22 protein-coding genes and 1 tRNA gene are annotated in these 19967 nt (G+C 68.1%); 8 read left to right on the forward strand and 15 right to left on the reverse strand.

Annotated elements, in window-relative coordinates; all coding sequences use genetic code 11:
- The first annotated feature begins 79 nt into the window (after nt 1-79).
- A complete protein-coding gene (locus tag ACQP1K_RS18450; protein WP_433496951.1) occupies nt 80-1762 on the forward strand; it encodes a serine/threonine-protein kinase in 1683 nt (560 codons plus the stop codon).
- 61 nt (nt 1763-1823) lie between these two features.
- Entirely contained in the window at nt 1824-3425 is a 1602-nt protein-coding gene (locus tag ACQP1K_RS18455) for a protein kinase domain-containing protein (protein ID WP_433496952.1), read from the forward strand.
- Here the strand turns inward: ACQP1K_RS18455 and ACQP1K_RS18460 are convergent.
- From ACQP1K_RS18460 to ACQP1K_RS18470, 3 genes are read right to left on the reverse strand one after another with little or no spacing between them, the layout of a single operon-like run.
- Nucleotides 3409-4338 (reverse strand): RluA family pseudouridine synthase, encoded by a 930-nt coding sequence (locus ACQP1K_RS18460; protein ID WP_433496953.1) that lies wholly within the window; start codon nt 4336-4338, stop codon nt 3409-3411. The two genes, ACQP1K_RS18455 and ACQP1K_RS18460, sit on opposite strands and share 17 nt — an antisense overlap.
- A complete protein-coding gene (gene lspA / locus ACQP1K_RS18465; protein WP_433496954.1) occupies nt 4331-4912 on the reverse strand; it encodes a signal peptidase II in 582 nt (193 codons plus the stop codon). The genes ACQP1K_RS18460 and lspA overlap by 8 nt, the downstream gene beginning before the upstream one ends.
- Nucleotides 4876-5271 carry a TraR/DksA family transcriptional regulator gene (locus tag ACQP1K_RS18470; RefSeq protein WP_433496955.1) on the reverse strand — a complete coding sequence of 132 codons (396 nt, stop codon included), beginning with the start codon at nt 5269-5271 and terminating at the stop codon, nt 4876-4878. The genes lspA and ACQP1K_RS18470 overlap by 37 nt, the downstream gene beginning before the upstream one ends.
- A gap of 282 nt (nt 5272-5553) precedes the next feature.
- Between ACQP1K_RS18470 and ACQP1K_RS18475 the strand changes: the two genes are divergently transcribed.
- A tRNA-Ile gene (locus ACQP1K_RS18475) sits at nt 5554-5630 on the forward strand.
- 417 nt (nt 5631-6047) lie between these two features.
- On the opposite strand, the gene ACQP1K_RS18480 is transcribed toward ACQP1K_RS18475, so the two are convergent.
- The 3 genes from ACQP1K_RS18480 to ACQP1K_RS18490 are packed head-to-tail and all read right to left on the reverse strand — an operon-like array spanning nt 6048 to nt 8625.
- The gene (locus tag ACQP1K_RS18480; protein ID WP_433496956.1) at nt 6048-6671 is read right to left on the reverse strand and encodes a maleylpyruvate isomerase family mycothiol-dependent enzyme; all 624 of its coding nucleotides are present in this window, start codon (nt 6669-6671) and stop codon (nt 6048-6050) included.
- Nucleotides 6668-7483, reverse strand: a complete 816-nt coding sequence (locus tag ACQP1K_RS18485) for a fumarylacetoacetate hydrolase family protein (RefSeq protein ID WP_433496957.1) — start codon at nt 7481-7483, stop codon at nt 6668-6670. The genes ACQP1K_RS18480 and ACQP1K_RS18485 overlap by 4 nt, the downstream gene beginning before the upstream one ends.
- Entirely contained in the window at nt 7483-8625 is a 1143-nt protein-coding gene (locus ACQP1K_RS18490; RefSeq protein ID WP_433496958.1) for a cupin domain-containing protein, read from the reverse strand. Before ACQP1K_RS18490 ends, ACQP1K_RS18485 begins: the two co-directional genes overlap by 1 nt.
- Before the next feature lie 121 nt (nt 8626-8746).
- Between ACQP1K_RS18490 and ACQP1K_RS18495 the strand changes: the two genes are divergently transcribed.
- Complete coding sequence (locus ACQP1K_RS18495) at nt 8747-9538, forward strand: TetR/AcrR family transcriptional regulator (protein WP_433496959.1); 792 nt, start codon at nt 8747-8749, stop codon at nt 9536-9538.
- 37 nt (nt 9539-9575) lie between these two features.
- On the opposite strand, the gene ACQP1K_RS18500 is transcribed toward ACQP1K_RS18495, so the two are convergent.
- From ACQP1K_RS18500 to ACQP1K_RS18510, 3 genes are read right to left on the reverse strand one after another with little or no spacing between them, the layout of a single operon-like run.
- Complete coding sequence (locus tag ACQP1K_RS18500; protein WP_433496960.1) at nt 9576-9782, reverse strand: hypothetical protein; 207 nt, start codon at nt 9780-9782, stop codon at nt 9576-9578.
- Nucleotides 9782-10432 carry a VOC family protein gene (locus ACQP1K_RS18505; protein ID WP_433496961.1) on the reverse strand — a complete coding sequence of 217 codons (651 nt, stop codon included), beginning with the start codon at nt 10430-10432 and terminating at the stop codon, nt 9782-9784. Before ACQP1K_RS18505 ends, ACQP1K_RS18500 begins: the two co-directional genes overlap by 1 nt.
- Complete coding sequence (locus ACQP1K_RS18510) at nt 10429-10632, reverse strand: hypothetical protein (RefSeq protein ID WP_433496962.1); 204 nt, start codon at nt 10630-10632, stop codon at nt 10429-10431. The genes ACQP1K_RS18505 and ACQP1K_RS18510 overlap by 4 nt, the downstream gene beginning before the upstream one ends.
- Before the next feature lie 457 nt (nt 10633-11089).
- Between ACQP1K_RS18510 and ACQP1K_RS18515 the strand changes: the two genes are divergently transcribed.
- The gene (locus ACQP1K_RS18515; protein ID WP_433496963.1) at nt 11090-11533 is read left to right on the forward strand and encodes a nuclear transport factor 2 family protein; all 444 of its coding nucleotides are present in this window, start codon (nt 11090-11092) and stop codon (nt 11531-11533) included.
- A gap of 23 nt (nt 11534-11556) precedes the next feature.
- Here the strand turns inward: ACQP1K_RS18515 and ACQP1K_RS18520 are convergent, their stop codons facing one another.
- From ACQP1K_RS18520 to ACQP1K_RS18530, 3 genes are read right to left on the reverse strand one after another with little or no spacing between them, the layout of a single operon-like run.
- Entirely contained in the window at nt 11557-11994 is a 438-nt protein-coding gene (locus ACQP1K_RS18520) for a nuclear transport factor 2 family protein (RefSeq protein ID WP_433496964.1), read from the reverse strand.
- Nucleotides 11991-12794 (reverse strand): IclR family transcriptional regulator, encoded by an 804-nt coding sequence (locus ACQP1K_RS18525; RefSeq protein WP_433496965.1) that lies wholly within the window; start codon nt 12792-12794, stop codon nt 11991-11993. The genes ACQP1K_RS18520 and ACQP1K_RS18525 overlap by 4 nt, the downstream gene beginning before the upstream one ends.
- Before the next feature lie 30 nt (nt 12795-12824).
- Nucleotides 12825-14267 (reverse strand): M24 family metallopeptidase, encoded by a 1443-nt coding sequence (locus ACQP1K_RS18530; protein WP_433496966.1) that lies wholly within the window; start codon nt 14265-14267, stop codon nt 12825-12827.
- 107 nt (nt 14268-14374) lie between these two features.
- Between ACQP1K_RS18530 and ACQP1K_RS18535 the strand changes: the two genes are divergently transcribed.
- A complete protein-coding gene (locus ACQP1K_RS18535) occupies nt 14375-15403 on the forward strand; it encodes a LysR family transcriptional regulator (protein WP_433496967.1) in 1029 nt (342 codons plus the stop codon).
- A 286-nt stretch (nt 15404-15689) separates the two neighbouring features.
- On the opposite strand, the gene ACQP1K_RS18540 is transcribed toward ACQP1K_RS18535, so the two are convergent.
- Both ACQP1K_RS18540 and ACQP1K_RS18545 read right to left on the reverse strand, forming a co-directional pair.
- Nucleotides 15690-16139 (reverse strand): nuclear transport factor 2 family protein, encoded by a 450-nt coding sequence (locus ACQP1K_RS18540; RefSeq protein WP_433496968.1) that lies wholly within the window; start codon nt 16137-16139, stop codon nt 15690-15692.
- A gap of 78 nt (nt 16140-16217) precedes the next feature.
- Complete coding sequence (locus ACQP1K_RS18545) at nt 16218-16973, reverse strand: SDR family oxidoreductase (protein WP_433496969.1); 756 nt, start codon at nt 16971-16973, stop codon at nt 16218-16220.
- 194 nt (nt 16974-17167) lie between these two features.
- Here ACQP1K_RS18545 and ACQP1K_RS18550 point away from each other — a divergent pair, with 194 nt between their 5' ends.
- Nucleotides 17168-18799 carry a long-chain fatty acid--CoA ligase gene (locus tag ACQP1K_RS18550; RefSeq protein WP_433496970.1) on the forward strand — a complete coding sequence of 544 codons (1632 nt, stop codon included), beginning with the start codon at nt 17168-17170 and terminating at the stop codon, nt 18797-18799.
- Between the two features lie 157 nt (nt 18800-18956).
- Here the strand turns inward: ACQP1K_RS18550 and ACQP1K_RS18555 are convergent, their stop codons facing one another.
- Entirely contained in the window at nt 18957-19649 is a 693-nt protein-coding gene (locus ACQP1K_RS18555; protein WP_433496971.1) for an SDR family NAD(P)-dependent oxidoreductase, read from the reverse strand.
- 136 nt (nt 19650-19785) lie between these two features.
- Between ACQP1K_RS18555 and ACQP1K_RS18560 the strand changes: the two genes are divergently transcribed.
- Nucleotides 19786-19926, forward strand: coding sequence for a hypothetical protein (locus tag ACQP1K_RS18560; protein ID WP_433496972.1), 141 nt, complete (start codon nt 19786-19788; stop codon nt 19924-19926).
- Nucleotides 19927-19967: the final 41 nt, after the last annotated feature.

Raw genomic sequence — 19967 nt, forward strand, 5'->3', positions numbered from 1 at the left:
ACGCCGTGATGACCGATTCACGGCGAACCCCGCGGTGTCGAATTGTGGGACGATGCAGGGGTTTCCGGAGGAGGGCCGCGTGCGGGACGGGCGCCGTGTGGCAGGCAGATATCACCTGCTCGAACCCATCGGCCGAGGCGGCATGGGCGTCGTCTGGCGGGCCCACGACGAGCTGCTCGACCGGCCGGTGGCCGTCAAAGAGGTCCTCTATCACCCCATGAGCGAGGAGGACCGCAGGGAGTTCACCCTGCGGACCATCCGGGAGGCACGCGCGGCGGGCCGCATCGATCACCCGAACGTCGTCGTGGTCCACGACGTCATCGAGGAGGACGGGCGGCCCTGGATCGTCATGCAGCTCGTCAGGGCCCGCTCCCTGGGAGAGGCGCTGCGCGAGCACGGGCCGCTGGTGCCCGAGCGGGTGGCGTCCATCGGCGCGCAGGTGCTGGACGCGCTGTGCACGGCCCACGCCGCCGGAGTGCTCCACCGCGACGTCAAGCCGGAGAACGTGCTGATCGGCGCGGACGGCCGGGTCGTGCTGACGGACTTCGGCATCGCCACGATGCCCGGAGAGACCGCGCTCACCATGACGGGGTCCCTCAGCGGCACCCCCGCTTTCCTGCCGCCGGAGCGGCTGAACGGCCTGCCCGCCACACCGGAGTCGGATCTGTGGTCGCTCGGGGCGACGCTGTACGCCGCGGTCGAGGGCAGGCCGCCCTTCGAGCGCAACACACCCATCGCGACGATGGCGGCCGTCCTCAGCGACGAGCCGGAACCCCCGCGCCGCGCGGGCGTGCTCGCGCCCGTCATCATGGGCCTGCTGCGCAAGAATCCCGCCGAGCGGATCGACGCGCTGGAGACCGCCGAGCTGCTCGCCGCCGCTTCGACCGGCGATCACGCCGGTCCCCGTTCCCGTCCGGCACCGTCCGCATCGACACCGCCCGCATCGGCCCCGTCCGGTTCGGCCCCACCCGCCTTCCGTCCGACAGCGCCTCCGGCGCCCCCGGTGCCCTACTCGACTCAGCCGCGTAACCCGGCCGGCGGCCGCGGCGACGGGACGCGCTCCGGGAGGAACCGGATGGTCATGCTCGCTCTGCTCCCCGTCCTGCTCACCGGCGCGGGAGCGGGCGGCTGGTACGGCTACCGCACGCTGAGCGACGGGTCCCCCGCCTCGGCCGGCGCGTCGTCGACGCCGCCCGACCCGCCGCCCTCGACCCCGCCCTCGCTCCCGTCGCCGACCCCGTCGTCGACCCCGGAGCCGGCCGATACGACCTCTCCCCCGCCCGCGGTGCCGAGTCCGAAGGCGACGGACGGGTCGCTGCCCAGGGGATGGTCGATGTACCACGACCCGCGGCTGGGCTTCTCCGTGGCGCTGCCGCGCGGCTGGAAGCCGTACGACCGCCAGGCGGCCCGGGTGTGGTTCCGCCGCCCGGGCAGTACGGACTACCTGCTGATCGACCGGACGCAGTGGGAGGAGAAGGATCCGGTCGCCCAGCTGACCCGGGTCGAGGCGACGTCGACCGGGCGGAACCTCCTGCCCGGCTACGCGCGGATCCGGCTGGAGCCCCTGCGCTATCGCGGGGTCGAGGCGGCCGACTGGGAGTTCACCTTCGAACCGGGTCAGGGGAAGGTCCGGGTGCTCGACCGGGGATTCCGGTTCGACGACGGGCGCTGCTTCACCATCTACTGGCAGGTCGCCGACGCCCGCTGGACGACCGGCCTGGCCCACTGGCGGATGTTCACCGCCTCGTTCCGTCCCCGTTAGCGATCTCCCAGGGATCGTCGCGGGTAGTTAGCCGGCGGAGGCCGTGGGTAGCGCGAGATCCATGGCTGATGCGCGAACGACCGCACAACGAGTCGTGGCGGGGCGCTACCGCCTGATCGAGCCGCTCGGGCGCGGTGGCATGGGAGTCGTGTGGCGTGCGGTCGACCAGGTGCTGGAACGAGACGTCGCCGTCAAGGAACTCCGGGGCGCGGCCGGGCTGACCGGGCCGGACCGGGATACCTTCGTCGTACGGACGTTCCGCGAGGCGAGGGCCGCTGGACGGCTGAGCCATCCGGGTGTCGCGGCGGTGTACGACGTGTTCGAGGAGGGCGGCCACCCCTGGATCGTGCTGCAGCTGGTGCGTTCGCGCACCCTGGGGTCGATCCTCCGGGAGGAGGGCGCGCTGCCGCCCCGGCGGGTCGCCGAGATCGGCGCGCAGGTCCTGGCCGCCCTCCGCGCCGCGCACGCCGCCGGCGTCCTGCATCGCGACGTCAAGCCTGACAACGTGCTCGTCACCGACGAGGGCCGTGCCGTACTCACCGATTTCGGCATCGCCGCCATGGACGACGACGCTCCGCTCACGCGCACCGACATGCTGGTGGGCACGCCCGCCTTCATCGCCCCGGAGCGGGCGGCGGGCGCGCGGGCCGACCGGGCGTCGGACCTGTGGTCTCTCGGCGTGACGATGTTCCTGGCAGCGGAGGGACGGTCGCCGTTCCACCGCGGGCACGCGCTGGCGACGCTGGCCGCCGTCATGTACGAGCCTCCCGGCCCGATGCACCGCGCCGGACCCCTGGCACCGGTGATAAACAGCCTGCTCGCCAAGGACCCGGTCTACCGCATGACGGCGGAGGAGGCGGCGCGGCACCTGCACCGCGTCGCCGCCGGACGCTCGACCGGCGGCGGAGCGCCGACCGGCCCCCTCGTGCCGGCGCAGCGTCCGCGGCCCCGGTGCGTCCCGCGTCCGGGCGCCGCCGCCGCGGCCACGGCACCCACCCCGGTCCCCCCGGCTCCCGGACACGGCTCCCCGAGGTACGACTCTCCGCCGTACGGCTCCCAGCGGTTCGGCGCGCTCCCGCCGGCGCCGCCCCGGAGCGGCCGGACACCGTGGTACGCCGCCGCAGGCGCGACGGCCCTGATCGCGCTCGTCGGCCTGACCGCGGGCGGACTGGCCTTCGTGACCGCGAGAACCGAAGCGGCGCAGGTGCCGGGGTCCTCGATCAGCACGCCCACCGTGACGGTCTACGCCACCAGAACGGCCTCGCCCCCGGCGGCCGAGCCCGCCACCGGGCCGCGCGGACGGCCGGAGGCGCGAACGGCGACCGGATCCCGGACGGGGGCCGAGGCGGGGTCCGCGGCGGAGTCGAAGCCGGGGTCCGATCGGCGGCGCGACGCGGAACGGTCCCGCGAGCCGGCACGGGAGACGGCACGGAAGCCGGCGCATCAGGAGAAGCCGGCACACGCCGGCAGGTCCGAGGGACGCGAGCCCGGCGGACCCGCACCGTCGCCGAGCGGCGACGGCGGCCCGAGGGACGGCATGGTCGAGCCCTCCGAGGGCGACGGCACCGGGACCGGCGGCGAGGGCGGCCGCCCCAACAGACGCGATGAACACGGCGGACGCGGTGACGGCGGCACGCGCGTGTCGATCAGCTTTCGGCGCTGACGACCTCCAGCGCATGGGCGAGGTCGGCCGGATATTCGCTGGTGAACGACATCCACTCCCCGGTCGACGGGTGCTCGAAGGCGAGCGACACCGCGTGCAGCCACTGCCTGGCCACGCCCAGGCGGGCGGCCAGCGTGGGGTCGGCTCCGTACAGGAAGTCGCCGACACAGGGGTGCCGGAGCGCGGACAGGTGGACCCGGATCTGGTGGGTCCTGCCGGTCTCCAGCTTGATGTCGAGCAGGGACGCCGCCCGGAACGCCTCGATGGTGTCGTAGTGGGTCACCGAGTCCTTGCCGCCCGCGACGACGGCGAACCGTCCGTCACCGGACGGATGCCGGTCGATCGGCGCGTCGACGGTGCCACGCAGCGGGTCCATGTGGCCCTGTACGAGCGCGTGGTAGCGCTTGTCGACCGTACGCTCCTTGAACGCCCGCTTGAGCCTTGAATAGGCGTGCTCGCTCTTGGCGACGGCCATCGCGCCCGTGGTGTTCGCGTCGAGGCGGTGGACGATGCCCTGCCGCTCGGCCGCCCCGCTCGTGGCCACCCGGTGCCCGGCGGCGAGCAGGCCGCCGAGCACGGTCGGGCCGGTCCAGCCGACGGTCGGGTGCGCGGCCACCCCGATGGGCTTGCTCACCACGACGATGTCGTCGTCCTCATGGATGATCGTCATTCCCGGCACCGGCTCCGCCACCGGCATCGGGGCGGCGGGCGGCGGCGGGATCGTCACGTCGAGCCACGCCCCCGCGTGAACCCGGTCGGACTTGGCGGGGACGGATCCGTCGAGCAGCACCTCGCCCGAAGCGATCAGTTCTGCGGCCCGGGTCCGGGAGAAGCCGAAAAGGCGGGCCAGGGCGGCGTCGATGCGCTCGCCCTCCAGGCCGTCCGGCACGGGCAGGTTTCGCCGGTCACCCATCGGTTCTCTCTTCCTCCTGCTGGTCCTGCCGCGTGCCGTCGATCTGGAAGCCCCGCCAGGCGAGGAACACGGCCAGGATGCCGCCGCACACGATCGCGGAGTCCGCCACGTTGAACACCGGGAACCGGGTCACGGGGAACACCTGGACGAAGTCGACGACGTGGCCCTGGAGCGGGGCGGGCGCGCGGAAGATCCGGTCCGTCAGGTTGCCCACGGCGCCGCCGAGGAGCAGGCCGAGTGTGATCGCCCAGGGCAGGCTGCGCAGCCGCCGTGCCGTACGGACGATCGCGAAGACGACGCCTGCGGCGATCAGGGAGAACACGACGGTCAGCCCGGTGCCGATGCTGAACGCCGCGCCGGGATTGCGGATCACGTTCAGCACCAGGACACCCGGGATCAGGACGACGGGTTCCCTGTCTTCGAGGAACTCCACCACCAGGAACTTGGTCACCAGGTCGAGTGCGTAGATCACCGCCGCCAGCGTGGCGAGGAGGGCGATCCTCCGGCCGCGAGGGGGGCGGGGCGGCGACTCCTCACTCAGCGGCGTTCCTCCCGCTGCTTGCACGCTACGCACAGCGTCGCCCTCGGGAACGCCAGAAGGCGTTCCTTGCCGATCGGCTTGTGGCACGATTCACACTCTCCGTAGGTCCCTGCGTCGACGCGGGCGATCGCCCGCTCATTCTGCGCGAGCAACTCTCGCGCATTCAGGGTAAGGGCGATCTCACGCTCGCGCTCATACGTCTTCGCCCCGGCATCGGCGGGATCGTCCCCGGCGCCCTGGCTGACATCCCCCGAGGCCAGCTGCGCCTCCGCGCGGGCGATGTCCGCGTTGAGCTCGTCGGCCTCGTGCAGTAGCCGCTCCCGGACCTCGGCGAGCTCGTCCTCGGACCAGATGTCTTCGATGGCGGCGGTTCTCGCCGTGCGCGTGGCCATTGCGGGCCCCCTTCTATCAAGGAGCGGTGATCGGGCACATGGGCGGGTCCCGGCGGGCCGGGGGCGACCGGCGACACATCGCTCCGGTCTCTCCCGTCACCTGGACTTCCACGAAGACGCGCGGCGCCCTCAGGCGCCTACCCCCACAACAATCGCGGCATCTCCGTATGTTCCTCCCACGTATTCCCAGGCGTGCCCTCTCTTACCCACCCGCGTTACCCGCTGCGCGAGGAGGCACTCACGACCGCGGGTAGGTTACGATGGCGCCACAGACGTTCGTACGGGGCTATAGCTCAGACGGTTAGAGCGCTTCCCTGATAAGGAAGAGGTCCCTGGTTCGAGTCCAGGTAGCCCCACCACGAAGTCCCAGCTCAGAGGCCGGTTCCCAAGATCAGGGACCTGGCCTCTTGATCGTTCGACCGTCATTTGACCGTCGCGCTCACCGTCACCGGCGGGCACCCACGAGTTCAAGTGAGTTTTCCTGGACACCTTGATCGCTTGCTTTGGGAGCCTGAGAGGTCGCTCTGGTTCAAGCGTCGCCACCAAGATCGTTCGCTGGCCGGAGGCGTCGTCGCTCTCGCTCTGGCCTACGCATTGATTCCTCGTCGACCAGTTCCCGAGCGAGCTAGTGCCGCGACCGCCAAGGTTCGCCCGGACGGCGCGGTGTCCAGGGTGGTGCATCGCAAGGCACACTCGAACACGGCCGTGTTAGTACCGCCTGCTCCCAGGGCGCAAGGCTGGCAAGCCCCCACTCGTCGGAGTGAGGGCTTGCCGGCCTACAACCAGGGCCCTAGTTCGGGCACACCCGCGATGCCGTGAGGGCGGCCCGACAGCCAAGCGGCGACATCAGCCAGCGGCGCATGAGGAACGGTGACGTCGCCGCGCTTGCGAAGGATGTCCGCGACCAGTGCCTCGAGGAAGTCATCGGGCAAGTCGGCGAACCCGATCCCGTGGTCGAGGTCGACGGCGTGGACCATCACCTCGCGGGCGCGTAGCCACGGGATCTCCGAGGCCGGCACGGTCCGCCCCTGGGCCGTGCGGATCTCGCGCTCCCAGTCGGAGGCGGAGAGCTCGGACATGCCTACGTCGAGCGCGTCCGCCGCGTGGTCGAGCCAGAGGCCGAGCCGGTCGGCCGAGAGCGTGGCGCCCTGAGCGATGCCCTCGGCACGCTCCTCCGGCGAGGCGTACATGGGCTTCTCGACCCCGGTCGCAGCCCAGCCGACCAGGTTGCGGAGCGCCTCGGCGTTGGCGGCGAGGTGGGCGATGAGGTGGCCACGGGTCCAGCCCGGCAGCGCGCTCGGTCCGGCGAACGCCGCCTCGTCGAGCTCGGCGACGGCGTCGAGGACGAGCTTGGTGCCCTCCCGCGTCCAGCGGATCGCGTCGGCGAGCGCTCTGGTCACTTGACAACTCGGTTCCTGCAGAAGCCGAGTCCGTCGATCGCGGTCACGACGGTCTCGCCCTCGACGAGATAGACCTGCGGGTCGCGTGCGTGGCCGACGCCCGCGGGGGTGCCCGTCGCGATGATGTCGCCGGGTTTGAGCGCGATGATCGTCGAGATGTACTCCACAAGGAAGACCGGGTCGAACAGCAGCGTGCCGGTGTCGTCGCTCTGCATCACAACGCCGTCGACGGTCGTCGAGACGTTGAGCGCGGGCCGCACGCCGCCAACCTCGTCGGGCGTGACGACGTAGGGACCGACGGGCGTGGTGCCCTCCCAGATCTTCCCCTGGGTCCACTCGATGGTGCGGAACTGCCAGTCGCGCACGGAGACGTCGTTCATCACGGTGAAGCCGGCGATGGCGGCGGCGGCCTCGGTCTCCGAGGCACGGCGCACCTGCTTGCCGATCACGACCGCGAGCTCGACCTCCCAGTCGAGGCGGTCGGTCTCCTCGGGCTTGAGGATGTCGTCGTACGCCCCGATGAGGGTCTCGGCGAACTTCGGGAAGAGGGTCGGGTACGGCGGCAGCTCGCGCCCCATCTCCTGGATGTGGTTCTTGTAGTTGTGGCCGACACAGATGATTTTCGACGGGTACGTCACAACTGGCGCGAAGTCGGCGCCCTCGACCGGGTAGGTCGTCCCGGCCTTCTCGTCCGCCGGCGAGCCGGCCAGGTAGGCGCCGAGGTCGGTGCAGCCGAGGTCGACGTGGGCGTCGCCGTCGAGGCGGACGGCCCGCGTGGCGCCGTCGATGCGGAGGGTGGCGAACTTGGTCATCAGGCGTCCTCGCTGGTCTGGAGCTGGGTTCGGTGGAGGCCGAGCGCCTCGAAGACGGGGGAGTCGGAGAAGCGGAACAGGTCAAGCGCACCGGAGTCGGAGTCGGTCGAGCCGGCCTCGGAGCGGGTCGAGAACGGCTGCCACGACGGCACCACGAACAGGTCGCCGCGCGTCACGGACCACGTCTTGTCGCCGACGGTGACCTCGCCGGAGCCGTTGAAGACCTGGAAGACCGACGAGCCGGTCTCGCGGATCGGGGCGGTCTCGCCGGTGATGCGGTGGAACTCGGCGCGGATCGTCGGCAGCACGTCGGACCCGTCGTGCGGGTTGGAGAAGCGGACCGCGGCGTGACCGGGCTCGACCGTGCCGGCGTACCCCTGCTTCTCGAGGTCGAGCTGGTGAGCGAGCGCACGGTCGGTGTGCTCCCACTTGTAGGCAAGCAGCGGCGAGCCTGCCGTCCCGTGCTGGACGCCGAGGGGGCGCAGCCCGGGGTGTCCCCACAACCGCTCGGAGCGCGACAGCTCGGGCGTGGTGCGCTCCTCGGCGGGCAACTCGTCGCGGCCGAACTCGAAGAATTGCGCCTCGTTCATGTACTGGAACGGGATGTCGAGGCCGTCGATCCAGGCCATCGGCTCGTCGGTCGCGTTGTGGTGGGCGTGCCAGTTCCACCCGGCCTGGGGAAGGAAGTCGCCACGCTTCATCGGTACGGCGTCCCCGCCGACGACGGTCCACACGCCGGAGCCCTCGACGATGAAGCGGAAGGCGTGTTGGGTGTGCCGGTGCTCGGGCGCGTCCTCGCCGGGCATGAGGTACTGAATGGCCGCCCAGAGCGTCGGAGTCGCGAACGGCCGGCCACCGAGCGATGGGTTGGCGAGCGCGATCGCGCGGCGCTCGCCGCCGCGGCCGACGGGCACGAGGTGGCCGGCCCGGTCCGCCAGGCGCACGAGGTTCTGCCACGTCCACAGGTGCGGAACCGCCCGGGAGCGCGGGTGCGCCGGCATCAGGTCGCCGATCTCGGTCCACAGCGGCACGAGCAGTTCCTGCTCGAACCCGCGGTAAAGCTCCTCGAGCTCCGGGGTGACGTCCGGCTGGTCCGGCGAGGAAACGGCCTTCAAACGGATGGGGGTGTCGGTAGTACCCATGGGATCAGCGTGCTCGCGATCTTCCCGGCACGGAACGAGATTCTGCAAGCCAGACTGGCCGCGAAGCTCGACGCCGAGCTCCAACCTCCGATCGGCGTCGAATATTCGACGCGGAGTCAGAGTGGTCCGTATACTGACGCATGTGCCGACCCCATCCAATCCGGCGAAGAAGACCGGCGCCCAGACAGCCTCGAAGTCGCCTGCCCGCTCAGGTGCCGACTCGACGCGCAAGCAGCTCATGGCGAACGAGGTCCTCGAACACGCGACTCGCCTGTTCGCGGAACGCGGCTTCACTGGGACCAGCCTGCAGGACATTGCGACATCGATGGGCCTCAAGCGTCCCGCACTCTACTACTACTTCAAGAGCAAGGAAGACCTGCTCGAGCGCTTGATCGACGAAGCGGTCACCGGCCCCGCGGACGAGCTCCGGAGCATCGCGGCGCGGACGGACCTCGACGCTGCCGAGCGGCTCCACGCCATCACGCACCACATCGTCACCTTGACGCTGAGCCACACCGACCGATTCCTTCTGCTCGTGAAGTCGGAGTCCGAGCTGTCGCCGGCCACGCGGAAGAAGTTCGACGAGAGCAGGCGCGAGGCGACCGACATCGTTGCGGCTGTCATCTCCGACGGGGTCGAGGCCGGGCTCTTCCGGTCCGTCGACCCGCGCATCGCGGCGTTCACGGTCTATGGGATCTGCAACTGGGCAGCATGGTGGTACAACCCGGATCGGCACGGGTCGATCGAGGTGGTTGCAGATCAGCTGGCCGACACCGCACTGGCAGGCTTCATACAGAACCGGAACCGCTCGCCTGCTCCCCTGACGACACAGTCGGCGATAGCGGCGCTGCGCGACGACCTCGACCGGCTCGAGGCGTCGCTCAGTCCGACTCGACACCGCGACAGGAACTGAGCCGCCGACTCCTGCTCAGTCGGCGATGGGGAAGCGCTCACGCAGTGCCTGGTCGCCGGTCAGCGACGCAGCTGTACCAGACGGCGTGGCGACACCCCGTCGCACGCCGGTCGATCTCGATCGGGTGCTCGGAGCTCACCTCGAAGTACGGGCCGTTCCTGTCGACCCGGACACGCGGGTCCCGCCCGGCCACCTCGACGACAGGCCGGTTCTCGGGCACGTCCAGCAGATAGAAGACCGCCATCAGATCGCAGAGCTCCCCGGCCTGAGCAGCCCGTCCCAGTCATCGGAATGCTCGAGGATGAGCTCCGCCTTCCGGTTCAGCAGGGCGTCCATCGACGGCGCTCCCCCGCGTACGACGTCCAACAGGGCATCGATCGTGAAGTTCGCGTCGATGTCCTCCTGCGGAGTCACCGGGCGCAGGGCGCGGGTGATCTCAACGATGTAGCCGTTCGGATCGTGCGTGTAGATCGACTCGATGGTCTCGTGCTGGACCCGCATCTCCGTCGACCACCGGCTCTCGTCCAGCCGCCGCTGGTACTCGTTGAGCGCCTCCTCCGACTCAACATGGAGCGCCAGGTGACGAGAACCCAGAAAGAACTCGGGCACGCTGTCGTCGAACTTCGCGTAGACGTCACCCCGTGAGCCGGGCAACGGCTCCAGCCCGAAGTAGTAGAAGAAGGCCAGACGGTCGCCCTTGCCGATGTCGAAGAAGAAGTGGATGAAGTCCGGATGCTTGTCCGGCCCCCAGCCGGCCGCACAGATGGAGTGGACGACCGGGAAGCCGAGGACATCCCGGTAGAACGTGACCGTGCCGACCGGATCGAACGTCGGAAACGCCGCGTGGTCCACTCCCCGGACCAGGTGCCGGCCCTCGAGATCGCCGCTCATCATGCTCCTGTTCTGACGACGTCGTGCGCCGTCGCCGTAGTGACGTAGAGGCCGGTGCCGGACGCGAGCAGCGAGCCCGCACCGGCGATCGCCGCCGGAAGGCCCAGAGCACGGAGGATGCTGAACGCTCCGGCCGTCGCCGCACTGAGGACCGGCAGCCCGAGCTCTTCCTCGGCCTGCGCCACCAGTGGCAGCGACGGCAATCTCCTCGATGGCTGGACGCAGGTCCACTCCAATTCATCACCATTGTCCATGTATCAACGCCACAGTCAATCATCGTCAAACCGAGAGGGCCCGAGTTCGCGCCACCCCTACGGCCGAGGTCGAGTTCGCACACCACCCAGGAGAGAGAGGGAGACCATGGAACGACTGGACGGCAAGGTCGCCTGCATCACTGACGCAGGCCGCGGACGGCGATGTGGCCGTTGACACCGTCCTCCCGCACACCGGGGAACGAGCCCTGGTCTACCCGACTGGAAGAGTGCTGCACGGTGACGACGTCCTCATGACGATCCGGGTCGACGCCTAGGTGTCGCGCCGCCGCTGACAGTCCTCGACATTGATCGACGCCCCATCGGTGAGACCGAGGCGTACATCGTCGACTACGTTGATTTTTCGACTCTTATATAACAACATGGACCGTCGAGCCAAGGAGGACACATGACGGCCACGGACGTACCGAGCGGCGGACACTACGACACGCTGAACGCCTTCTATGCCGCGGAGCAGCGCTATGTGACGGCGGGAGGCGTGGAGGCGGGAGCGGACTTCACCGAGCTCGCCGCACTCTTCCATCCCGAGTTCGTGTGCCATCAAGGTCCGTCGCTCCCCTACTCGGGTGACTGGCGCGGCGCGCAGGGACTCGAGCAGTTCTTCGCCGTCTTCACCGCCACCTGGTCATCCCTCGAGCTGAGCGACGTCCGGTACTTCTCCGGCGACACCGGCGTCGCGATCACGATGCGTATGAAGGCAACGGCCCGCGCCACCGGCAAGAGGCTCGACACCACGGTCGCCCACTTTTTGATCATCGAGGACGGCCTCATCCGCGAGTTCAACGTCTTCTACGACGATCCGGTCGGGCTCACAGAGATCACCACGTCGTGAGTCTGGGGTGGGCGGCAAGCCACTCAGTCGCCGGCAGCCGCCGGGGCGAGGATGGCGGCGGTGTCTTGATAGAAGTGATCCAGATGGGAAAGGCCCCGGCTGGTGAACGTGAAGATGGAGAGGACTGCCATGTCGACAGCCTTCCCGTTGGCGCGCAGGACCGCGCGCAGCCGACCTTCGGTCAGCACACGTGAGTCGTCGACCCGGTTCCACTTCGCCGGGCTGTAGACGACCTCGAACTCGCTCCAGTGCTCCGTGACGAGATCGAACAGATCCACGAAGCCGGCGTGCCCGCGCCAGAGGCCCCCGTGGGGCAGCGACTCGGGAACGTGCACCACCACATCGGGGTCGAGCTCCTTGAGCATCACACCGATGTCTCGATCAGCCGGTGCGGCGGTGACGAACGCGTTCTCCGCGTCATAGAAACGCTGAATGCTCGCCAAGGGGTCGAATTCGTTCACTGATATACCGCTCTTTCACTCATTGGGACGTCTGTGCCACGGGCCGTCAGGTCACGCGCAAGGTCGTGGCTGGCTGATCGCAGAACCGATACGTACCCGTCCAGCCGTTGCTCGTCGTAGCGCACGCTCGGCATGGAGACCGACAGGCCGGCGAACAAACCGCTTCCCACGCAGGGGACCGGTACGCCGATGGCGACGAGCCCCCTCTCCGAGCGTTCGAGGTTGAGAGCGAATCCGGTGCGTCGTACTCGGTTCAAGTCCTGGAGCAGGCTCCGCCGTTGAGCTCGATGTCCATCGAGATGTCGGTCGAGATAGTCCTGCAACTCACGATCGGGCAGCGACGCCAGATGGAGCATGCCCGTCGTCGTACGGTGCAGGGGAAAGACCATGCCCTCTCTCGAGGTGACCCGTAGTGCCCGCCGGCACTCGATGCTGGCGATGAAACGGGTCGTCTTCCCCGCTCGGATCGAGATATTGACCGACTCGTCGAAGATGGCTCCCAATCGCTGCAAGTAGGGCAACGACATCGACCTGAGCTCGGCTGCGCGCGCCGGCGAGTGTGCGGGGAGCTCCAGCACAAGGCCGGGCCGATAGGTACGGTCCTCGTCCTGCACGGCGAAGTCCCGGTAGACCAGCATCTGCAGAACCCGGTGCGCCGTCGAGCGGGCGACGCCGAGTCGATCGGCGGCCGCGGCCACCGTCAGACCACCCTCGAGCTGCAGTACGGCGACCAGCTTCAGCGCGTGGTCGACACTCGTGATCGCATACGATGGCGGCATCTTCAAGGCACTCGGTCTCATGCCCTCTCCTTCTTGCCTACGGGGGCTCGATCAGCCGCCGAGCCCGATGGTGCGAGGGGTCCCCACGAGAAGCTCGGCTCCACCTTCGCGAACCACCATGCAGTCGGAGAGCATGCAGCCGACATCAGGCTTCCAGGCGGGATCGAAGAGATCGATGTTGTTGCCGAAGGTCATGCCCTCCTGCAGCACCAGATCACCGATTCCGTGTCCGTTGGCGGTGTTCATGCCGAAGCCCGGCTTGTATACGACGGTGGGGAACTCCGGCGAAGCGAGCCCCATGGCGTGGAAGCCGAGCTCTACCCAGTCGAGCCCTGCCTTGGCTGCGGGGCGTCGCAGTGCGTCCAAGAGCTCGCGGATCGTGACGCCAGGTCGCATCATGTCCTGGCTGATGTCAAGGCATTCGAGCGAGACGTCCCAGATCCGTTGCAGCTGCGCCGGCACCCGGGACCCAATGTGGACGGTGTATTCCGTGTGCACGAGGTAGCCGCCGTACTTGGTGTGAAATTCCGAGATGACATTGTCGCCGGCGGCCAGCGGACGCATGGTGGGCGTGGCCGGCTGGTCGCTGCCATGCAGCAGGTGCCACAGCTCTGTCGGTGGGTGTTCGACGGGGCCCGAGGACAGCAGGTTGAAGATGTTGGGCTCCGCGCCGTTGGCGATCTGCGTGCCCACCATGTCGGCGTACAGCTCGGCCTCCAAGACGCCGGGACGCGCTCCCTGGACCATCGTGTCGATGACCTTGCGTGCGATCTTCCCGCCACGACGCATGAAGTCGAGCTCTTCCTCGCTCTTCACCATCCGCATCTCTTCCAGCGCGTAGCCGAAGTCGACCAGTCGCGCCGCAGGGAGCGCGGCCCGCAGGGCCTGCAGCTCCGCCTCGACGAAGACGCTGGTCGAGAGGATCGCAGAGCTGAACCCGACGATGCCGATCCTCGACCTGTCCAGCCCCCGGTCGCGCAGCTCCGCGGCGATCTCCATCGGTCCCCGGAAGATCCTGATGTCGCTGATCCAGTCCTGCACGGACTCCTGGACATGGAACGGGCGGCTCATGTGCGGGACCGCGTTGTACACGATCGGGTCCTCGTCGAGGAAGAAGAGACACTTCGTGCCCATCTTCGCTCCGAGCCCGGTCACGTAACGGAGGTTGGCCAGGCCCATGTCCCAGTACATATCGGTGCCGAGTAAGAGCAGGCAGTCGACCCCCCCGAAGATCATCCGCTTGCGGAGCCCATCCCAGCGCCGACCACGTTCGGCAAGAGAGAGCCGTGGGAAGTGATCAACGGCGACGATGTTGGGACGTGCCCCGGGGGGCAGCGCATGTTCCGGATACGGCCGCATGGGGACCTGACCTGCCGAGGGGCCGAGCTTGGGTGAGAGGCCAGTCCGCATCTGCACATCGCTGGGGCCCTGACCGTCCTGAGCGTCGTGCCCGTCAACGTCGGCACTGTCGGTGGGCGTGATGGTCCCCGCCATGGTTTTCCCTCGTCTCTGTCGGTATTCCGCCAGTATCGAGTGGGACGTGCTATAAATGCCAGTATTACTTTTTCGATGACTTAATAACCAGATCGTTATGGAGATCGATGGAGCCGCAGTTATCCCTTCGGCGGCTGGAGATCTTCCGGCTCGTCGTCGAAGAGGGCAGCGTGACCCGCGCCGCGTCGCGTCTCGCGATCGCCCAGCCGGCCGTGTCCAATCAGCTTCGATCCCTGGAGGAGTGGCTGGGCGCGGGTCTGTTCATCCGTCGAGGCAACCGGCTCATGCTCACGGAAGCGGGCCGAAGAGCCGACGTGTGGGCCAAAACCGTTCTGGCCGGCGCCGCGGAGCTGCGCCGCGACGTCGCGGATATCGAGTCCGGCAACGGAGGCTCAGTCGTCGCCGCGGCCAGCATGGGAGTCGGTAGCTATCTGATGCCCGGCGTCCTGACCCGCTTCCGTGCTGCCCATCCCAAGGCAGACATCACCTTGAACGTCGTTCCTCCCGAGGAGACGCTGCGCCAGATCGCAAGCGGAGAAGCCGACTTCGGGATCACGACGTGGGGGGCCGGCGACGTCCGGCCCCATGTCCGGTCGCAGATCTTGCGTGATGAGCCGCTACTCATCGTGACCCGCGCAGATCTGCGGCCGCCGGAAGGCACACTGACGCTGGAGGATGCCCTGCGACTGCCTCTCGTGGGAGCGCCTCGAGGCGTTGCTTCGCAGCGCCACATCGTCTCGCAACTAGGCCGGCTGAGCGATACGGAGCCGAGCTTCGTCATCCGGCTCGGCCACGCCCTGTCGGCGAAGCAGGCGGTGGTCGACCACGGCTGGGCGGCCATCCTGCCGAGATACGTGGTCGACGCGGATATCGCGTCGGGGCTTCTCGCCAGCATTCATGTGCCAGGGCTCGAACTCCAGGAAACGATCGCTCTGGTGTGGCGTGATGACAAGGTGTTCTCCAGGCTCCAGCAGAGGCTGATGCGAGAGATCAGCCGAGAGGTGGGACACGAGTCGCCAGGCGCTGACAGCGCACGGACCCCCGGGGAGGCCACCCCTTCCAGCTGCCCGAGCCCAGCTGTCGGCGTACCCCTTGACGTGCAGAGTTGCGTACCACTAGACATACACGACCAGTGAGAGGCATGCGTACCATGGTTCTGCCTGGCGTTGAGCGACGCGGAGATGTCCGAGTCGCGCTCAAACCGAGGCCGCCCAGCCCGACCACCGGGGCCGGTGGCGCGACACCTTGCGTCGCGAGGCCGACGGACGATGGCTGCTCACCGGCAAGCAGCCAGTGGTGGAAGGCTTCCACCCTGAGGGGTGGGTGGGCTCGGTCCTCCTACCCGCGATGCCAGGGCCTGACCGGCCTGCCGGTCCAGCGCCGCACACAACGCCCAGCGCGGTATCGCGCCGGGCGGACGGATCACGGCCGTGTCGCCTCCAGCACCTGGACGGTGTCGTAGTAGTAGACGTTGAACTCGCGGATCAGGCCGTCGCGGAAGATGACGAAGTGGCCCACCAAGGTCTCCAGGCTCTTACCTGTGGCCGCCGCGGTCGCCTGCATTCGCATCTGGATGGCCAGCCCCGCTTCCCCCTCGAAGTACTGGATCTCGCTCAGGTTCAGCGACGACCACGTCTCACTGAAGACTGCGAAGAATCTCTCGATGCCGGCGACGCCATGCCACTCGCCGGGATACGGCGTGGCAGGCCCCTGACGTCCGACGACATCCTGGTGCAAGTGCGCCGCCATCTCACTGAAGTCTGCGCCCGCCTTGGCGCCACCGGCGGCGACGTAGCGCTGCTCGGCCTCGTAATAGCTGTTCAGCGTGGCGACGAAGCCGCTGGCCGGGCTCTCGGTGTCAGTTGCGCTCATGCGCTGCCTCCAGATGGCGAGTTGTGTAGGTGAAGGGTGGGCAACAGCAGGCTCTGCTTCCGCGACCCGTCCCCGGTCTCAGACAGTGAACCCGCCGTCGACGTTCCAGCTGGCGCCAGTGACGTAGTCAGATCCGGGGCCCGCGAGAAAGCTGACCACGTTCGCCACTTCGTCGGCTGTGCCGTATCGACCAAGCGGCATGAGCGAACGAGCCAAGTCGGCGTGGCCGCCCTCGTCCGGGTTGGCATCGGTCGCGACCGGGCCACATTGGACGTTGTTCACCGTGATGCCGCGAGGCCCTAGATCGCGCGCCATTCCCTTGGTCAGCGAGGCGATAGCGCCCTTGATCATCGCATAGATCGCCAGCCCTGGGCTCTGAACACGTTCGGCGTTGATGCTGCCGATGTTGATGACCCGCGAGCCCCTGCCGAGGTGTGGAAGCGAATGACGGATGAACGCGAACGTCCCGCCGAGGTTGAGTGCGACCATCTCGTCGAACTTCTCCTGCGGGTAGCTGTCGATAGGGGCCACATATCCAGCTCCTACGTTGTTGACGAGGATGTCCAACCCGCCGAGTGCAGCGACCGCGGCTTCGACCGCTGCCTCGACCTCGGCCAGATCGGCGCTGTTCGCCGCGATCGCCGTGACAATGCCGCTCGATGCGGCCGTCTCGGCGCACAGGCTCTCAGCGGCAGCAGGCGATGACTTGAAGGTGAAGGCGATGTCCGCACCATCCGCCGCCAGGCGACGCACAATCCCGGCTCCGATTCCTCGCGAACCCCCGGTAACCAAGGCCTTGCGACCGGACAGCGGGCCGGACGAGCCTGTGCTCATATGCGGAGCTCCGTTCCTTGTGCCTGAGCCGAGCCTGCGGGTCGCCCCAGCGAAGGTCGAGATGATTCCTGCCACCAGAACAGGGGTCGTGCCACCCCGCCAGCCTTCCTAACATCTGTATCAAATCTTCGACCATCGCGCCAAATGACGGTCGTATTCACTCTGTGAACTCAGAAGGCACAGGAGGTATACCCGTGCAAGGACTCATGCAGGACTTCCCGTTGACCGTCGGATCCATCATGGAGCGCGGGGTCACGTACTTCCCCGACAGCCGAATCGTGACCCGAACCAAGGACGCGGTGGTTCGGACCACCTACCGCGAGCTGGGAGTCGAGATTGGACGGCTCGCGGGCGCCCTCGGCCGCCTTGGCCTAGCATCCGACGCGCGAGTCGGGTCGTTCGCCTGGAACACGGCACGCCACCTCGCTCTGTACTTCGCGGTCCCCGGCACCGGACGCATCCTGCACACGATCAACATCAGGTATTCCCCCGATCACATCCGCTTCTCGATCGAGCATGCCGAGGACGAAGTAATCTTCGTGGACTCCTCCCTCATGCATCTCCTGGCTCCGCACCTCCCGCATCTGCCGTGCGTACGCCATGTCGTCGTCATGAACGACGGCGGCCCGAGGGATGCTCTCCCCGACGATTCGCGGATCGTGAGCTGGGACGAACTGCTTGACGGCTCTGAGGCGACCGAGATCCGCGACCGCGTGAGCGACGAGAACCGGGCAGCGGCGCTCTGCTACACCAGCGGGACCACCGGGAACCCGAAGGGTGTTCTCTACTCCCACCGCTCGATCTGGCTCCACTCCAACGTGGGAGTGTCGGCAGCGGCGACCGGCGTCACGGATCGCGACACCGTCATGCCGATCGTGCCGATGTTCCACGCGATGGCCTGGGGGCTGCCCTACGCCGCGTTCCAAGCCGGCGCGGACCTCGTACTGCCCGGTCCCGACCTTTCGCCGGCCGCCATCCTTGAGCTGATGAGTGAGGAGCGGGTCACCTACAGCGCCGGGGTTCCGAGCATCTGGATGAGTGCCCTGCCGCTACTCGAGCACTACGACCTCTCCCGGCTCGAGCGCCTCGTTGCCGGAGGCTCGGCGGTTCCCGCGTCTCTTTCAGAGGGCTACCGCGAGGTGCTTGGCTTCCCGATCACTCAGGCCTGGGGCATGACCGAGGTATCGCCTCTAGGAGCCATCGCCCGCCTGCGACCGGAGATGGAGGGTCTGACCGAGGACGAGAAGATCTACTGGCGAGCAACGGCGGGGATGGCCCTGCACGGTGTTCAGACTCGAATCGTGGACGCCGTGACTCGCGAGGAACTGCCTTGGGACGATCACCACCGCGGTGAGCTCGAAGTTCGCGGCCCCTGGGTCGCGCGGCAGTACTACCGGCTCGAGGATGAGCAGGAACAGTTCTCCCCCGATGGCTGGCTGCGGACGGGAGACGTCGCCTGCATCTCACCCCTGGGATTCATCAGGCTGGTCGACCGCACGAAGGACCTCGTCAAGTCCGGCGGTGAGTGGATCAGCTCGGTCGATCTGGAGAACGCGATCATGTCCCATCCCTCGGTCGCGGAGGCCGCCGTCGTGGCCGTCGCGCATCCACGGTGGATGGAGCGGCCACTTGCGTGCGTGGTCGTGAAAGAGGGGAACACCCTGACCGAACGCGAACTGCTCGGCTTCCTGGCAGGACGGCTGGAGCGCTGGCTCATTCCCGACGCTGTCGTCTTCCTCGACGAGATCCCCAAGACCAGCGTGGGCAAGTTCAGCAAGGCGGCCCTGCGCAAGCAGTTCGCCGACTTCGTACTTCCGTCGACATGACCCTGGCGGACCTACCTCCTTATCCGCCGAACAAGTACTCGACAGGTCGCGCTCTGGCGAGGTCGGCCTTCAGTTCGTCGCGAGTCTATTTGCGGACCGCCCCGGGCCTTGGGCAGGGCGATCACGCCAGCCCGAAGGCCCGCGTGAGCGCTCGCCGTCAGCGCATGAAGGCCCCGGCATCCGCCACGAGCACTTGGCCTGTCATGGCCGCCGCACCGTCGGAGGCCAGGAACGCCACTGCGTGGGCGGTGTCCTCCGGCGTGAGTGCACGCTTCAGCACCTGGGAGGCGATCGACGCTTCGAGTGCGCCCTCCGCCACCACTGCCCGCGCCGCAGGCGTGTCCGTGTGGCCAGGGGCCACGGCGCTGACCGCGATGCCATCCTCGCCGTAGGTGACGGCCAGCGCACGCATGACCCCGAGCAAGGCTGCCTTGCTGGTGACGTACGGCAGGAAGGCAGCACTTGGCGGGAACCACTGGCCGTCCGAGGAGATCAGGATGACCCTGCCGAAGCCGCGGGCTGCCATTCCGGGAGCGAAGGCCTGCACCAACCAGAGCGCAGCTTCGACATTGACGGCCATCAGGGCTCGCCACCGGTTCAGGTCCAGGCTTTCCAGGGGCATCGGGTCGAGGTAGCCGGCACAGTGGACGAACACGTCGCATCGACCGTACCGGTCCAGGACCTCGGCGGCGGCGGCCCGGGTCGAGGTGGCCGACGACAGGTCGCAGACGACGTCACCGGTTCGGTCGAGCACGACGGTGCGATGCCCCGCCTCCTGGAGCCGCGCCACGATCGCGGAGCCGATGGCTCCGGCACCGCCAGTCACCACTGCCACCCTCTGCTCGTTCATGAAGATCTCTGCTCCTTGTTCCCGTGCGACGCCTCGGCGAGGCGACCGCCAGAAGGCTACCTTCGGTAGCGTTGATTTTTCAACGCTAAAGACCAATCACGAGCCATATCACCCGATGACGAGAGGAACCCCGCGCATGCAGGCGACATCGCGCGCCACCGGGAAAGTGCTCGACACGACGGTCGCCCACTTCCTGATCCGCGAGGAAGGCCTGATCCGCGAGTTCGACGTCTTCTACGACGGCTCGGTCGAGCTCATGGAGGTCACGACAAGCTGAAGGGCGCCGGGGCCGAGCCGCCGCGGACCGCCCCGGGAGCA

The sequence above is a fragment of the Sphaerimonospora sp. CA-214678 genome (assembly GCF_050942215.1).
In the GTDB taxonomy this organism is placed as follows: domain Bacteria; phylum Actinomycetota; class Actinomycetes; order Streptosporangiales; family Streptosporangiaceae; genus Sphaerimonospora.

What these genes read in the sequence shown, in the direction of transcription:
- ACQP1K_RS18455 (WP_433496952.1), top strand. Translation starts at nt 1,824, where the DNA reads ATGGCTGATGCGCGAACGACCGCACAACGAGTCGTGGCGGGGCGCTAC.
- ACQP1K_RS18460 (WP_433496953.1), bottom strand. Translation starts at nt 4,338, where the DNA reads ATGGGTGACCGGCGAAACCTGCCCGTGCCGGACGGCCTGGAGGGCGAG.
- ACQP1K_RS18470 (WP_433496955.1), bottom strand. Translation starts at nt 5,271, where the DNA reads ATGGCCACGCGCACGGCGAGAACCGCCGCCATCGAAGACATCTGGTCC.
- ACQP1K_RS18485 (WP_433496957.1), bottom strand. Translation starts at nt 7,483, where the DNA reads ATGACCAAGTTCGCCACCCTCCGCATCGACGGCGCCACGCGGGCCGTC.
- ACQP1K_RS18490 (WP_433496958.1), bottom strand. Translation starts at nt 8,625, where the DNA reads ATGGGTACTACCGACACCCCCATCCGTTTGAAGGCCGTTTCCTCGCCG.
- ACQP1K_RS18500 (WP_433496960.1), bottom strand. Translation starts at nt 9,782, where the DNA reads ATGGCGGTCTTCTATCTGCTGGACGTGCCCGAGAACCGGCCTGTCGTC.
- ACQP1K_RS18505 (WP_433496961.1), bottom strand. Translation starts at nt 10,432, where the DNA reads ATGATGAGCGGCGATCTCGAGGGCCGGCACCTGGTCCGGGGAGTGGAC.
- ACQP1K_RS18515 (WP_433496963.1), top strand. Translation starts at nt 11,090, where the DNA reads ATGACGGCCACGGACGTACCGAGCGGCGGACACTACGACACGCTGAAC.
- ACQP1K_RS18525 (WP_433496965.1), bottom strand. Translation starts at nt 12,794, where the DNA reads ATGAGACCGAGTGCCTTGAAGATGCCGCCATCGTATGCGATCACGAGT.
- ACQP1K_RS18530 (WP_433496966.1), bottom strand. Translation starts at nt 14,267, where the DNA reads ATGGCGGGGACCATCACGCCCACCGACAGTGCCGACGTTGACGGGCAC.
- ACQP1K_RS18535 (WP_433496967.1), top strand. Translation starts at nt 14,375, where the DNA reads ATGGAGCCGCAGTTATCCCTTCGGCGGCTGGAGATCTTCCGGCTCGTC.
- ACQP1K_RS18540 (WP_433496968.1), bottom strand. Translation starts at nt 16,139, where the DNA reads ATGAGCGCAACTGACACCGAGAGCCCGGCCAGCGGCTTCGTCGCCACG.
- ACQP1K_RS18545 (WP_433496969.1), bottom strand. Translation starts at nt 16,973, where the DNA reads ATGAGCACAGGCTCGTCCGGCCCGCTGTCCGGTCGCAAGGCCTTGGTT.
- ACQP1K_RS18555 (WP_433496971.1), bottom strand. Translation starts at nt 19,649, where the DNA reads ATGAACGAGCAGAGGGTGGCAGTGGTGACTGGCGGTGCCGGAGCCATC.
- ACQP1K_RS18560 (WP_433496972.1), top strand. Translation starts at nt 19,786, where the DNA reads ATGCAGGCGACATCGCGCGCCACCGGGAAAGTGCTCGACACGACGGTC.